Annotated in this window: 12 protein-coding genes and 2 pseudogenes; 9 read left to right on the top strand and 5 right to left on the bottom strand. The window is 74.3% G+C overall.

Annotated features, from left to right (window positions below; all coding sequences use genetic code 11):
• The 5 genes and pseudogenes from G5C65_RS18015 to G5C65_RS18035 form a co-directional block, all read left to right on the top strand.
• On the top strand, positions 1-352 hold a 352-nt coding region (locus G5C65_RS18015), incomplete at its 5' end, for an aldehyde dehydrogenase family protein (RefSeq protein WP_165299881.1).
• Complete coding sequence (locus G5C65_RS18020) at positions 349-1,149, top strand: SDR family oxidoreductase (protein ID WP_165299882.1); 801 nt, start codon at positions 349-351, stop codon at positions 1,147-1,149. The genes G5C65_RS18015 and G5C65_RS18020, both read left to right, overlap by 4 nt.
• 474 nt (positions 1,150-1,623) lie before the next feature.
• Positions 1,624-2,797: pseudogene (locus G5C65_RS18025) on the top strand (RNA-guided endonuclease InsQ/TnpB family protein); the annotation flags it as partial.
• 178 nt (positions 2,798-2,975) lie between these two features.
• Entirely contained in the window at positions 2,976-3,332 is a 357-nt protein-coding gene (locus tag G5C65_RS18030; RefSeq protein ID WP_338146493.1) for a hypothetical protein, read from the top strand.
• A complete protein-coding gene (locus G5C65_RS18035) occupies positions 3,329-5,719 on the top strand; it encodes a penicillin acylase family protein (protein ID WP_165299883.1) in 2,391 nt (796 codons plus the stop codon). Before G5C65_RS18030 ends, G5C65_RS18035 begins: the two co-directional genes overlap by 4 nt.
• Before the next feature lie 62 nt (positions 5,720-5,781).
• Here the strand turns inward: G5C65_RS18035 and G5C65_RS18040 are convergent, their stop codons facing one another.
• The 3 genes from G5C65_RS18040 to G5C65_RS18050 all read right to left on the bottom strand — a co-directional run bounded on the left by G5C65_RS18040 (position 5,782) and on the right by G5C65_RS18050 (position 8,846).
• A complete protein-coding gene (locus tag G5C65_RS18040; RefSeq protein ID WP_338146494.1) occupies positions 5,782-7,137 on the bottom strand; it encodes a M28 family metallopeptidase in 1,356 nt (451 codons plus the stop codon).
• 112 nt (positions 7,138-7,249) lie between these two features.
• Positions 7,250-7,684, bottom strand: coding sequence for a DUF5709 domain-containing protein (locus G5C65_RS18045; RefSeq protein WP_165299885.1), 435 nt, complete (start codon positions 7,682-7,684; stop codon positions 7,250-7,252).
• A gap of 28 nt (positions 7,685-7,712) precedes the next feature.
• Positions 7,713-8,846, bottom strand: a complete 1,134-nt coding sequence (locus G5C65_RS18050; RefSeq protein WP_165299886.1) for a baeRF3 domain-containing protein — start codon at positions 8,844-8,846, stop codon at positions 7,713-7,715.
• Positions 8,847-9,040: 194 nt separating this feature from the next.
• On the opposite strand from G5C65_RS18050, the gene G5C65_RS18055 reads away from it, so the two are divergent.
• Positions 9,041-9,235, top strand: coding sequence for a hypothetical protein (locus G5C65_RS18055; protein ID WP_165299887.1), 195 nt, complete (start codon positions 9,041-9,043; stop codon positions 9,233-9,235).
• A 5-nt stretch (positions 9,236-9,240) separates the two neighbouring features.
• Here the strand turns inward: G5C65_RS18055 and G5C65_RS18060 are convergent, their stop codons facing one another.
• On the bottom strand, positions 9,241-9,891 hold the full coding sequence (locus tag G5C65_RS18060) for an NAD(P)-dependent oxidoreductase (protein ID WP_165299888.1): 651 nt from the start codon (positions 9,889-9,891) through the stop codon (positions 9,241-9,243).
• A 111-nt stretch (positions 9,892-10,002) separates the two neighbouring features.
• On the opposite strand from G5C65_RS18060, the gene G5C65_RS18065 reads away from it, so the two are divergent.
• Together G5C65_RS18065 and G5C65_RS18070 are read left to right on the top strand one after the other, a co-directional pair.
• On the top strand, positions 10,003-10,917 hold the full coding sequence (locus G5C65_RS18065; RefSeq protein WP_165299889.1) for an AraC family transcriptional regulator: 915 nt from the start codon (positions 10,003-10,005) through the stop codon (positions 10,915-10,917).
• 105 nt (positions 10,918-11,022) lie between these two features.
• Complete coding sequence (locus G5C65_RS18070) at positions 11,023-12,102, top strand: cation diffusion facilitator family transporter (RefSeq protein ID WP_165299890.1); 1,080 nt, start codon at positions 11,023-11,025, stop codon at positions 12,100-12,102.
• A gap of 217 nt (positions 12,103-12,319) precedes the next feature.
• Here the strand turns inward: G5C65_RS18070 and G5C65_RS18075 are convergent, their stop codons facing one another.
• Positions 12,320-13,180: a class I SAM-dependent methyltransferase gene (locus G5C65_RS18075; protein ID WP_165299891.1), complete on the bottom strand. Its 861-nt coding sequence runs from the start codon at positions 13,178-13,180 to the stop codon at positions 12,320-12,322.
• 177 nt (positions 13,181-13,357) lie between these two features.
• Here G5C65_RS18075 and G5C65_RS18080 point away from each other — a divergent pair.
• Positions 13,358-13,558, top strand: a pseudogene (locus G5C65_RS18080) (hypothetical protein); the annotation flags it as partial.

Consider the following 13,558-nt stretch of genomic DNA (forward strand, 5'->3'; position numbering starts at 1 on the left):
TCCCGCGCCCGCGCTGCTCGCGGACGTGCCGGACGGGCAGCCCGTCTGGGACGAGGAGGTCTTCGGCCCGGTCGTCTGCCTGCGCGCGGTCCCGGACCTCGACGCCGCGTTCGAGACGGCCAACGCGAGCCGCTACGGGCTGCACGCGGCCGTCTTCACCCGCGGCCTGGACACCGCGTTCCGGGCCCTGGAGGAACTGGAAGCGGGTGGCGTCGTGGTCAACGAGGTGCCGGGCTACCGCTGCGACGTGGCGCCGTACGGCGGCGTCAAGGACTCCGGCATCGGCCGCGAGGGGCCCCGGTTCGCGATCGAGGAGCTGACGGTGACGAAGATGGCGGTGATCCGGCCGTGACGACAGGCGGGTCGGGCCCCGCGGCGGTCGACTACGCGGCGCTGTTCCGGCTCGACGGGCGGCGCGTCGCGGTTGTCGGCGGCGCGAGCGGCATCGGCCGGGAGTCGGCGCGGGCGCTGGCGGCGCAGGGCGCCCGGGTGCTGGTCGCCGACCGGGACGCGGAGGGCGCCGCGTACACGGCCCGGCTGGCGGGCGGCGGCGCGGAGCCGTACGTGCTGGACGCGCTGGACGAGGGCGCGGTGGACGCCGCCGTCGCCGCGTGGGGTGCGCTGGACGGTCTCGTGATCACGGTGGGCGCCAACGTCCGCAAGCGGATCGCGGACTACACGCTGGCGGAGTTCGACCGGGTCGTCGCGCTCAATCTGCGGGCCCACTTCGCGCTGGTGCGCGCCGTGGCGCCCGGCATGGCCGAGCGCGGCCGGGGCAGCGTCGTCTCGCTCGCGTCGATGCGGGCGTTCCAGGTCGAGCCGGGGCAGGGCGCGTACGCGGCGTCCAAGGCGGGGCTGGTGCAGCTGCTGCGCACGGCTGCGGCCGAGTGGGGGCCGCCGGGCGTCCGGTTCAACGCGGTGGCGCCGGGCGTCGTGCGCACCCCGCTCACCGACCAGATCGCGGCCGACCCGGAGTGGCACGACGCGTATGCGCGGGCGTCCGCGCTGCAGCGGTGGGGCCGCCCTGAGGAGATCGCCGGCGCGGTCGCGTTCCTGGTGTCGGACGCGGCCTCGTATGTGACGGGCAGCGTGCTGACGGTCGACGGCGGCTGGACCGCGGTCGACGGCCGCTACGACCCGCCGATGTGACGGTCCCCATGTCAGGCAACGCGACACCGAGGGGCCGCCCCGGCCCGGCGGAGCAGCGCCCGCCGGACACGGCCCCGTCCACCACCAGCACGAAGGAGCCCGCACCATGTCACCGCCCGACTCCCCCTCGGAGAGGGACCCGCTCGACGGGCTGCCCGCGCTCCGGGCGCCCCGGCCGGCCCTGTGGCTGCTGCTCGTCCCCGTCGTCCTCTACTGCGCGGCCCCGGTGGTCGCGAACCGGATCGAACCCCGGGTCCTGGACGTGCCGTTCCTGCTGGTGTGGGTGATCGGCGCCACGGTCGTCGGCGTGCTTTTCGTCTGGTCTCCCTCGTGGATACCCCCGGCTTCGGCCGGGGGGAAGAAACGAAGCTCCTACGGAGCAGGGAAAGGAGCGGTGATTCGCCGCCAGCGCGGATCACCGGTACACCCACCTTGCGGCAGACAGTCACAAGATGCTCAGATAGCTTGTGAGCTGTGGCCACTCACGTGAAGCGGGCGTTCACGTACCGCTTCTATCCGACCGATGCGCAGGCAGCCGAGCTGTCGCGCACGTTCGGATGCGTGCGGAAGGTCTACAACATGGCGCTTGCCGCGCGTACGGAGGCGTGGGCACGGGGCGAGCGGGTCAACTACAACGCCACCTCGGCGATGCTGACGGCGTGGAAGAAGACCGGGGAACTGGCCTACCTGGCCGAAGTCTCCTCCGTGCCCCTGCAACAAGCCTTGCGGCACCTGCAAGGCGCGTTCACCAACTTCTTCGCCAAGCGCGCCAAGTACCCGCGCTTCAAGTCCAGGCGGAAGTCCCGCGCCAGCGCGGAGTACACCCGCTCGGCGTTCACGTTCCGCGACGGAACGCTGAGCCTGGCGAAGATGCCCGAGCCGCTGGACATCGTGTGGTCCCGACCTCTTCCCGAGGGCTCGACGCCGACCACGGTGACGGTGAGCCGGGACGCTGCCGGACGCTGGTTCGTCTCGATGCTGTGCGACGACCCCAGCGTGGTCCCGCTCCCCGCCACGAGTACGGCAGTCGGTATTGATGTCGGCCTGGATCACCTGCTGACGCTCTCCACGGGCGAGAAGATTGCCAACCCCCGGCACGAACGGCAAGACCGCGTCCGGCTGGCGAAGGCTCAGCGCGACCTCGCGAAGAAGGCCAAGGGCAGCAACAACCGGGCCAGGGCCCGTCGCAAGGTCGCCCGTGTGCACGCCCGCATCGCGGACCGGCGGCGCGATCTTCTCCACCAGCTCACCACTCGACTCGTGCGCGAAAACCAAACGCTCGTGGTCGAGGACCTGACCGTGCGCAACATGGTCAAGAACCACTCCCTTGCTCGCGCCATCAGCGATGCCGCCTGGCGCGAGTTCCGAAGCCTTCTGGAGTACAAGGCTGCTTGGTACGGACGCCAGGTCGTGGTCGTGGACCGCTTCTTCCCCTCCTCCAAGCTGTACTCCACCTGCGGCACCCTGCAGGAGAGGATGCCGCTCAACGTCCGTACGTGGACGTGCGCCTGCGGCACGACCCATGACCGGGACGTGAACGCAGCTGTCAACCTCAAGGCGGCCGGGCTGGCCGTATCGGCCTGTGGAGCTGGTGTAAGACCCCAACGGCGTCAGCCGGGCGGGCAGTCGGCGATGAAGCAGGAAGTCCCCCCGGGGCGATCCGGGCCGCGCAAGCGGCGGACGACCGTAGGCCGTTCGGGAGTCCCCCTGCCTCAGCAAGGGGGAGTAGTCAAGCTCGCGATAGGCACCCTGTGCGCTTCCTCCGGCGCCGCGGCGGTGCCCCCGGCGACGCGGACGACCTGCGCGTCAAGCGGCTGTCCCAGCTGGTGTGCCTGCTGGCCGGGCTGCTGGCGCTGGGCGGCGCGCTGTTCTATCCGAACACGCTGGTCGAGCTGTCCGTCCTGTCGTACGAGGGGTTGGCGCAGCTCGTCCCGCTGGTGCTGCTGTCGCTGTTCTGGCGGCGGATGACGGCGGCCGGCGGGGTCGCGGGTCTGTGCACCGGGCTGGCCGTGGTCCTGCTGCTGTGGGCCACCGACAACGACCCGTACCACGGCGTCAACGGCGGCCTCCCCGCGCTCGCCGCGAACCTCGCGGTGGCGGCGGCGGTCACCTACGGCCGTCCGCAGCGCCCCGGCGGCGCGCCCGGCACCGGCGCGGCGTCCCGTACGAAGGAGTCCGTATGAGGCAGTCGCTCTACGATGTCCCCGGCCTGGCGGAGCCCGTGGAGATCCTGGTGGACCGCTGGGGCGTCCCCCACCTGTACGCGCGCTCGCGCGCCGACCTGTTCCTGGCGCAGGGCTTCAACGCGGCCCGCGACCGGCTCTTCCAGCTGGACCTGTGGCGGCGGCGCGGGCTGGGCCTGCTGTCGGAGGTCCTCGGCGAGGAGTACGTCGCCCACGACCGCGCGGCCCGGCTCTTCCGCTACCGGGGCGGCATGGCCGAGGAGTGGGCGGCCTACGGCCCGGGGACGGAGGAGATGGCGCGCTCCTTCACCGCGGGGATCAACGCGTACGTGGCGCTGTGCCGGGAACGGCGGCCGCCCGGCGCGGACCCGCTCCCGCCCGAGTTCGCCCTCCTCGGCTACCAGCCCGCCTACTGGCGGGCCGAGGACATCGCGCGGATCCGCAGCCACGGGCTGGCGTACAACCTCCAGGACGAGGTGGCCCGCGCCCGCACCCTGCGCGACTTCGGGCCGGGGGCCGAGGACCTGCGGCGGGTCCGCGAGCCGGCCCCGCACACCCTGCGCATCCCGGAAGGGCTGGACCTGTCCGTCATCCCGGACGACGTGCTCCACACCTACGAGCTGGCCACCGTCGCGCCCTGGGCGCCGCACGCGGCCCCGCGCCAGGGGCTGGACGGCAGCAACAACTGGGTGCTCGCCCCCTCTCGCACGGCCACCGGCCGGCCGCTGCTCGCCAACGACCCGCACCGGCCGGTCTCCCTCCCCTCGCTGCGCTACCTCGCCCATCTGACCGCGCCGGGGCTGGACGTCATCGGCGCGGGCGAGCCCGCCCTGCCCGGCATCTCCATCGGGCACAACGGCCGGATCGCGTTCGGCCTGACGATCTTCCCGATCGACCAGGAGGACCTGTACGTCTACCGCACCCACCCCGACGACCCGCACCGCTACGCCTACGGCGACGGCTGGGAGCCGATGGAGCGGGTCACCGAGACCATCCCGGTGCGCGGGCGCGACCCCGTGCGCACGGAGCTGTGGTTCACCCGGCACGGCCCCGTCGTCAGGGAGCGGCCCGAGCGGCAGGCCGCGTTCGCGGTGCGCGCCGCCTGGCTGGAGCCCGGCATGGCGCCGTATCTGGGCAGCGCGGGCTATATGGACGCGCGGGACGTGGACGCGTTCACCGACGCGCTGCGCCGGTGGGGCGCGCCGGGCGAGAACCAGGTGTACGCGGCCCCGGACGGCACGGTCGGCTGGCGCCCGGCCGGGCGGGTGCCGGTCCGCCCGAACTGGGACGGCACCCTGCCGGTCCCCGGCGACGGCCGCTACGAGTGGGCGGGGTTCCACGACCCGGACGCGCTGCCGTCGGTCCGCGACCCCGCGCAGGGGTGGTGGGCGACGGCGAACGAGCTGAACCTCCCCGCCGACTACCCCCACGCCGAGCGGACGGTGACCTACGACTGGTACGCGCCCACCCGGCACGCCCGGCTCGCGGAGGTCCTCGGCTCGCGCGAGGACTGGACGGCCGAGGAGTGCGTACGCCTCCAGACCGACTGCGTGAGCCTCCCGGCCCGCGCCGCGCTGCGGCTGCTGGACGGGCTGACGGGCGAGGACCCCCGGGTGCGTACGGCGCTCGCGCTGCTGCGCGGTGGGGGCACCTTCCTGCCCGAGCGAAGCCGAGAGCTGGGGGGAGGCTGGGACGGGACGCTGGCCGCGGACTCGGCGGCGGGCGCGCTCTTCGAGGTCTGGTACCGCGGCCATCTGCGGCCCGCGCTGCTGCGCGAGGCGCTGCGCCCGCTGGTGCCCGCCGACCGGCTGGAGGAGGCGGTGGCCCGGCTGCGGCCCGCCGAGGGCGCCGCGTCCGACGCGCGGGTGGACCCGGCGCTGTTCCGCACGGCCGCGCCCGCGCTGCTGGCCCGCACGCTCGGCGACGCGGTGCGGGAGCTGGAGGCCGCCCTCGGTCCTGACCCCCGCCAGTGGTCCTGGGGCGCACTGCACCAGGCCCGGCTCCGGCATCCGCTGGCCGCCGAGCTGGGCGAGCCGCCGTGGGCGGAGCTGGCCCCTGTGCCGCGCGGCGGCAGCGGGGACACGGTGGGCGCGACCCCGTATCTGCCGGACTTCCGGCAGAGCGGGGGCGCGAGCTTCCGGATGGTGCTGGACGTGGGCGAGTGGGACGCGTCACTGGTCGTCAACTCGCCCGGCCAGTCCGGCGATCCGCGCAGCGGGCACTATGCGGACCTGCTCGGTGTGTGGGCGGCGGACGGGGCCTTTCCGCTGGTGTACTCGCGGGAGCGGGTGGAACGGGAGTGTGAGCTGCGGATCGAGCTCCGCCCGGCCCTTTCCGGGGAGGCCCCGGATGCCGGGGAAGCCGGGGAAGAGAGCGCCCCCGGCTGACTCCCGCCGTCCGCGGGCACGTCGTGGTGGCTCGCGCGGGGCAGCCCCGCCCTCGGGCGAGCTCAGCGCCGGGGCACCGGAAAGGACACCGGGCTGCGGTAGCCGTTCTCGCCGACCGCGCGCACGCCGAAGAAGAGGTTGTCCTTGGACAGATCCACGGTGTACCGGTCCACGTCGCCCACGTCCCGCACATGGGTCCACTCGGCCGCCGTCGTCTCGCGCCACACCACCTCGTAGCGCGCGGGGCGCATCCCCTTCTCCGGGCGCTGCCACACCAGTTCGGTGGAGTTGGTGAGCCCGGTCGCCACGATCTCCGCCCCGCTCGGCGCCCCGGGCGCCTGGGCGAGCGACCAGAGCGTGGCCCCGTTCACCCGGGCGACCCGTGCGATGAAGTCGAAGTCGCAGAACTCGGGCAGATCGCCGTACTGCTTGCCGTTCTCCACCCGGACGTCCTGGTGCTGGTGCGCGTAGTCCTCGGCGGGCTCGGTGAACCGGGCGGCGGGGTAGCCCTGTTCGAGGAACGGGATGTGGTCGCCGCCGCGCAGATAGCGGTCGCGCCGGTAGACGACCCGCACCCGCATCCCGGTCTCGCGGTTCTGGGCGACCTCGGTGACATAGCGGGCGAGCTGGCGGGAGGGCGAGTCGTTCTCGCCGCCCACCGCGCGCCGGACGCCGGCCTCCTCGTCCGTCTCCGCGGTCGGCACGCCCTCGGCGAACAGCCGGATGGTGCGCGGGTCGCGGGTGCCGTCGTCGGCGGTGGGGCTGCCGACGATGTCGTTGGTGAACATGGCGCGCACATCGGCGCCGTCCCGCTGGAAGACCTCCGCCATGTGCCCCGCGCCGTACAGCCCCTGCTCCTCGCCCGCGACGGCGGCGAACACGAGGGTGGCGGCGGGCCGCCGCCGGGCCATGACGCGCGCCAGCTCCATGACGACCGCCACCCCGGACGCGTCGTCGTCGGCGCCCGGCGCGTCGCTCTCGGCGTCCATGGGGTCCGAGGCGCGGGAGTCGTAGTGTCCGCTGACGACGTGGACGCGGTCCGGATCGACACTGCCGCGCAGGGTGGCGACGACGTTGGTGATCCGGGTCGGCTCCGGAATGCGGTCGCCGGGCTCCTGGACGTAGGACTGCAGCTCGACGGTCATCCGCCCGCCGGACGCCCGCGCGTACGCGCTCAGTTCGCCGTGGATCCAGTCGCGCGCCGCGCCGATGCCGCGGCGGGTGCCGTCCTGGGACGAGAGGGTGTGGCGGGTGCCGAAGGAGGCGAGCTTGCGCACGGTCGCCTCGACGCGGTCCGGGTCGATCTCCCTCAGCAGGGCGCGGAGTTCCCGTCCGGGCCGCTGCGGGGGCGCGGCCGCGGCGCCGGAGGCGCCGCCCACGGCGATGCCGAGTCCGCCGCCGGCGGCTGTGGTGAGCACCGTTCTCCGAGTGGTTCTGCCGGGCTCGGGCATGACTGGTTCCCTCCCACGGGGCTGAGGGGGATTGTCGTGCGCCCGGGACAGCGGAGCAAGAGCGCTACCCGGCCGATCGCTACTCGGCCGATTCCTCCTCCCACGCGTCCTCGTCCTCCACGACGTGGACCGCCGCCTCCTCGGCGCTGGCGGCGCCCCCGTCCACCCCCGCGTCGTACGCGAGGATCTCCGAGTCCCGCACCGGATGGCACCCCGCGTCGCCCGCGGTGAGGCGGCCCGTGCGGGGCGCGGGGCCCTCCGCCCAGGAGTCGCTCACCGGCCCCGGCCGCTCCGGCTCCTCCGCGGCGAGGTGCTGGTCGAGACTCTCGCCGCGGCGGGCCTCCTCGGCGGTGTTGCCGTAGAACTCGGCGCGGGACCAGTGGTCGGGCGGCACGATGCCGGTGTCCAGGGGGTCGGCGTCGAGCTGGTCGGTCTCCAGCGAGTCGGCGGGCTCCAGCACGCCGTCGTCCTCGGCCGGGCCCGGCTCGTCGAAACCGTCCGTCCGCTCGGTCATCTCCCCCACCTCGCCCTCTCGCCGCTGCTCACCCGGCCGCCCACGTGTAGCGGACGGCCGCCGCGATCCGGCCGTGGCCGGCCAGCGCGTCCGCGGGGACGAAGACGACCTCGGCCTCCGTGGACAGCGCCGCCTCCACGACCTCGTCCACGATGTCCTCGTGCACGTCCGCGCCGGTGGCGCCGTCCTCCGCCGGCGTCAGATGCCCTCCGGTGATCCGCACCGTCGCGCGGTACGGCTCCTCGACCACCAGCAGGGCCACCCGCCCTTCCTGGGCCGCGCCCCACACCTCGTCGAGGCCCGCGATGAACAGCTTCCGTCCGCGTGCGGCGTCCAGCCGTTCCAGCGCGCCCCGGGTGCGCTCCCGGCGCACCTCGGCGCGCGCGGGCGCGACCTCCTGCGCGAGCGTGTGCCCGGTGACGTCCGTCAGCCCGCCCTTGGGGACGGCGGCGACGGCCGTACGCGCGGCACGGGTGCCCACGTCCTTGAGCGCGGCGATCCCCTGCGCCAGACCGACCAGGGCCAGCGGCCGGGGATCGCGGCCCAGCAGCCGGCCCAGTGCCGCGTCCACGGCGCGCAGATGCTGGAGGGTGGTCTCGTCGCCGTACCCGGCGGGCGTGCCGCTGCTGCGGTTCAGCCGGGCCCGTGCCGCGTCCTCGTCGACGAGGGGCGCCGGCTCCATGGGGAAGCCGTCCTGCCGCGCCTCGGTGAGCTGGTCCCCCGAGCCGCTCCACAGCCGTGCCCGATCCTCGGCGAAGGCCAGCACCCAGTAGGGGCGGGCCTGCGCCTTGGCCGCGACCAGGTTGCGGGTGAGGAAGGTGTCGCTGATCACCACCCGCTCGGCGGCCGTACGCGGCAGGTACCAGATCTGGTGCTCGTCGGCGGTCGCGAAGACCACCAGGCTGTCCAGCGCGTGGACGAAGTCGGTCACCGCCTCGGCCGTCTCCAGCTGGGCGACGACGGCCTCCCGGACGCGGTCGGGCACGTCCGGGTCGGCGTCCAGCCTGCGGGCGGCCTCGCCGATCCGGTTGCGCAGCCGCACCGGGTCCTGCTCGTTGTCCGGGCGCGTGCGGTGCGTCGGCACGGTGAGCGTGACCGCGGGGTACGGGCGCCGCTCGCGCAGTGCCGCCAGCACGTCGTCGGTCAGATCGGTGGTCCGCATCCGTACCTCATTCCGTGGTCCATTCCGTGGTCCGTCGGGCGCGCGGGCTGCCCCCACAGGATCCCGCCGCCACCAGGTCCACGCACCTCGGCACGGCCCCGCACGCCACCCGCACACCACCCGGATGCCCCCCGGACGGCCCGGTCGTAGCCTTGAGGGCACCAGCGACGCTCCGGCAGCGGGGAGGCAGGCACATGAGCGGCCCCAAGGACCACCCGGACGACCGGCCCACCCCGGACTCCGTGCTGCACGCGGCGCCCGAGGGGGACCCCACCCCCGAGGACCTCGTCCTCGCCTCGGGCCGGGACCTGACCGAGGACAACCTGGAGTGGGCCCGCCGCAAGCTGGCCGAGCAGGGCCGCGCGGCCCTGGACCGCCGACTGCCGTAGGGCGGTCAGTAGCCCACGGTGAAGCGCTCCCCCACGTGCCGGGGGTTCTCGATCTCGTCCACCAGCGCCGCGGCGTAGTCCTCGGCGGAGATCCGGCTGTCGCCCCCGGCGTCGGCGATCAGATCGTCCACGCCGGTGCGGTAGCGTCCCGTCCGCTCGCCCGGCTCGATGGTGGCCGCGGGGCTGAAGCTGGTCCAGCGCACGTCCTCGACGGTGCGCAGGTACTCCAGCGCGTCGCCGTGCGCGTGCATGATCATCAGCAGCCAGTCCGGCAGCCCCTCCGCGTCCCAGACCTGCTTCCCGTCGGGGGTGCGCAGCGACCCGGCGCCGCCGACGGCGATCAGCCGCGGAGCGGCCTCGCCGAGCGTCCGCAGCCCGCTGACCAGGGCCCGCACCGACGGCTCGACGGTGGCGACATGCCCCGGCCCGTCACCGCCACCGACCGCGCTGACCAGGACGTCCACCCCCTTGGCCGCCTCCGCGACCGACTCCGGGGACAGCACGTCGCCCGTGGTGACCCGGAGCCTGTCGTCGGCGCCGGCCAGCTTCGCCGGGTCGCGGACCACGGCGGTGACCTCGTGCCCGCGGTCCAGCGCCTCCTGGACGACGCGGCTGCCGATGGTCCCGTTGGCGCCGAAGACGGCGATCTTTGCCATGCCGATTCTCCTCATCCGTACTGCGTACTGCGTATTTCCGCCACTCGGTGAGTGACACCTGCGAACGTACGCGGCGGAACTGGCGCGAGCGAGGTAGGCTCGCGACTGATCATGGTGAATAACGGACACCCTCGGAACCCGCCCCGCTCCGCCATCCCGGATCTCCGCTATGTGCCGCCGCCCGGCCTGCGGGCCTGCGTGGAAGTGATGACCCTGGCCGAGCTGCGCTCGCGCGCCCAGACCCAGGGAAAGGTGCTCTCCGACCCGCAGCGCCCCAGCTTCCACCAGGTCTTCGCGCTCGACTCGGGCACGCTGCGGCAGACCGTCGACTTCACCGAGCGCCTGCTGACCCCCGGCAGCTGGCTGTGGGTGCGGCCCGGCCAGGTGCAGCAGCACGGCGATCTGACGGCGGGCGAGGGCACGCTGGTGCTGTTCGAGGCGTCCTTCCTGGACCGCCCGACGGCCACGGCCGCGGGGCTCGACGACGCGTGCGGACCGCTGCTGTGGCGGCCCGCGCCGGACAGCGCGGACGCGTGGGCGACCCGGCTGGCGCTGGACCATCTGCACCGGGAGTTCGCCCAGTTCGCCGCGGCGGACGGGGCCAAGCCGGACTGGCATCTGGAGGTGCTGCGGCATCTGCTGGCCACGCTGGTGCTGCGGATGGCGGGGCACCACAGCGCGGCCCCCGGCGACGCCGGGCTGAGCGAGGCGTTCCTGCGGTTCCGCACCGCCGTGGAGCGGGACTTCGCGCGCACCCGGCAGGTCGCCGACTACGCGCGGGCGCTCGGCTACTCGCCGCGCACCCTGTCGCGTGCCACGCACGCGGCGGCGGGCACGGGGGCCAAGGAGTTCATCGACCGGCGGGTGCTGCTGGAGGCCAAGCGGATGCTGGCGCACAGCGACGAGCCGGCGGCGGTGATCGCGGGCCGGCTGGGCTTCGCCGACGCGACGAACTTCTCGAAGTTCTTCCACCAGCGCGAGGGCCACGCGCCCGGCGCCTTCCGCGCCGGGATCCGCGAGGTGTGACCCCGGACCGCGACAGCTCGGCGTCCCCAGAATCATCGCAGGTCAGACGGGTGTTATCGGTATTGACAACGGTCACCGGTGCAGCCTTTGCCACCCCCCGGGGGCATGCGTTTCACTGCTGTGAGCCGACCCCGCCCGGGGGTCCGCGCGAGGGGAGGAACCGTGGGCAAGGGACCGCGCACCGGTCACGGACACCACCACGGGCACGCACACGACGACGGCCACGCGGGGCACACGCACGGGGTGTCCGCCGACGCGGACCGGCGCTGGCTCACCATCGCCCTGACACTGATCACTGCGTTCATCGTCGTCGAGTCCGTGATCGCCGTGCTGGCCGGGTCGCTGGCGCTGCTGTCGGACGCCGCGCACATGCTGACCGACGCGGCGTCGATCGTGCTGGCGCTCATAGCGATGCGGCTGTCGGCACGGCCGGCGCGCGGCGGCTTCACGTTCGGGCTGAAGCGGGCCGAGATCCTCTCCGCGCAGGCCAACGGGCTGACCCTGCTCCTCCTCGCCGCGTGGCTGGGCTTCGAGGCGGTGCGGCGCCTGATCCACCCGCCGGAGGTGAACGGCGGGATGGTGCTGGGCACCGCGCTCGCCGGAATCGCCGTCAACATCGTGGCGACCTGGTGCCTGTCCCGCGCCAACCGCTCCTCGCTCAATGTCGAGGGCGCCTACCAGCACATCCTGAACGACCTGTACGCCTTCATCGGGACGGCCGTCGCCGGGCTGGTCGTCCTCACCACCGGCTTCGCCCGCGCCGACGCCATCGCGACGCTGGTGGTCGTGGGGCTGATGCTCAAGGCGGGCTGCGCGCTGCTGCGCGACTCCGGACGGATCTTCCTGGAGGCCGCGCCCCAGGGGCTCGACCCCGACGCGATCGGGGACCGGCTGGCGGCCACGCCGCGCGTCACCGAGGTGCACGACCTGCACATCTGGACCATCACCTCGGGCGAGCCTGCGCTCTCGGCGCACGTCCTCGTCGAGCCGGGGGGCGACTGCCACCGGCTGCGGCGCGAGCTGGACGCGATGCTCGCCGGTGACTACGGGCTGACGCACACCACCCTCCAGATCGACCACGCGCCCCCGGTGCCCGAGGGGGCGGGCGTGCTGGCGGGTGCGGCGGCCCCGCACTGCGCGACGGCCCACGGCCCCGTCCACCACGAGGGCCCCCACCCCCACTGAGCCCCGAACCTTTCGGAGCGCCCTCCCAGGGGCGCGGGGAACTGCGCGCCCAGCCCCTGTGGGCGCGCGGGCCGCGACGCACACACGGGGGCAGCCCCTCCCCGGTCCTGGGGAGGGGCTGCCCCCGTCCGCAGCGTCGCAGGCCGCGGCAGCGCCGTGGACGCTCGCGCAGTTCCCCGCGCCCCTGGGAGGGCGCTCGGAGAGCTTCGGGGCGGGCTCAGACCGTGGCCACCAGCAGCCGCTCCGCTGTCGCGGGCCGCAACCCGTCCTCCCGGCCGGAGAAGTAGCGTTCGGCGAGCGTCTGCGCCGGCACGTGCCGCACCTCGGCGAACCCGGCCGCCTCCGCCAGCTCCGCCATCTGCCGGGGCGTGAAGTAGCTGCGGAACGGCGTCCCGCTCGCCCGTGCCCCCTCCTCCGACCTCCGGTGCAGTTCGCGCTCGTCCGGCGCGACATGGTCGCGCGGGAGCAGGAACGTCATGGCGCAGGTGGTGCCGGGGGCGAGCCCCGCGATACGGCGCAGGGTGGCCGCGACGGCGTCCCGGGTGAGGTACATGGTCACGCCGGTGGAGACGACGACCGCCGGGCGCGCCGGGTCGAATCCGGCCGCCGCCAGCCGCGCCCACCAGGAGTCGCCGGCCTCGAAGTCGACCGGGACGAACCGCAGCCACTCCGGAACGCCGAGGCTCAGTTCCTCCAGGCGGCGCCGCTTGAACGCCTGCGGCCCCGGCTGGTCGACTTCGAACACCCGCAGCCGCGCCGCGGCGTCCGGTCTGCGCTGCGCGAAGGTGTCCAGCCCCGCGCCGAGGATGACGTACTGGCCGACGCCGCGCTCCGCCTGTTGCAGGACCAGGTCCTCCACGAACCGGGCCCGCGCCACGATGGCGGCGCGGAGGCCGCGCGTGCCCTCCGCGTCCATGTCGGGGCGTGCGCGCCAGTCGCCGTCCGGTGCGGCGATACGCAGTCCGAGGTCGTCGTCGAGTATGTGCGGCGGCGGATCGGCCCGGGTGTGCAGGGCCCGCCACAGGGCAACCCTGACCGCCGTGCTGTCCGCCTCCGCGGTGGCTCGCGCACCGTCCATGGTGCTCTCTCCCTTCGTCGGGAGCGCCACGCTAGGCGGCGGCGTGCCCGCGGTGCTTCCTGAGACTTGCGGTGCCGCTGACAACGGGCGCCGCACATGAGAAAGTACGGTCGCTCACCGTCCAGCCTTGCCCTGTGCGCTCGCGTGCCCCGGCGCGCGGATTCCAGGAGGTGGTCCGTGCACGGTTCCCCGTCGGCTTCCTTACCCGCCCCCCGCGCGCCCCGCAGGCCCGTCCGGCTGCTGGCGGGGGCCGCGCTGAACCTCAACTTCGAGATGATCGGCTCCCCGAACTTCGCGCGCATGGTCCACGACGGGGACGACAGCGACGGCACCGGCGCGGGCCCCGGGCCGCCGGGCTCGGACACCATCGAGCGGGAG

The sequence above is a fragment of the Streptomyces boncukensis genome (assembly GCF_011045075.1).
Classification (GTDB): Bacteria; Actinomycetota; Actinomycetes; order Streptomycetales; family Streptomycetaceae; genus Streptomyces; species Streptomyces boncukensis.

What these genes read in the sequence shown, in the direction of transcription:
- G5C65_RS18055 (WP_165299887.1), top strand. Translation starts at nt 9,041, where the DNA reads ATGAGCGGCCCCAAGGACCACCCGGACGACCGGCCCACCCCGGACTCC.
- G5C65_RS18060 (WP_165299888.1), bottom strand. Translation starts at nt 9,891, where the DNA reads ATGGCAAAGATCGCCGTCTTCGGCGCCAACGGGACCATCGGCAGCCGC.
- G5C65_RS18070 (WP_165299890.1), top strand. Translation starts at nt 11,023, where the DNA reads ATGCGTTTCACTGCTGTGAGCCGACCCCGCCCGGGGGTCCGCGCGAGG.
- G5C65_RS18050 (WP_165299886.1), bottom strand. Translation starts at nt 8,846, where the DNA reads ATGCGGACCACCGATCTGACCGACGACGTGCTGGCGGCACTGCGCGAG.
- G5C65_RS18045 (WP_165299885.1), bottom strand. Translation starts at nt 7,684, where the DNA reads ATGACCGAGCGGACGGACGGTTTCGACGAGCCGGGCCCGGCCGAGGAC.
- G5C65_RS18065 (WP_165299889.1), top strand. Translation starts at nt 10,003, where the DNA reads ATGGTGAATAACGGACACCCTCGGAACCCGCCCCGCTCCGCCATCCCG.
- G5C65_RS18035 (WP_165299883.1), top strand. Translation starts at nt 3,329, where the DNA reads ATGAGGCAGTCGCTCTACGATGTCCCCGGCCTGGCGGAGCCCGTGGAG.
- G5C65_RS18075 (WP_165299891.1), bottom strand. Translation starts at nt 13,180, where the DNA reads ATGGACGGTGCGCGAGCCACCGCGGAGGCGGACAGCACGGCGGTCAGG.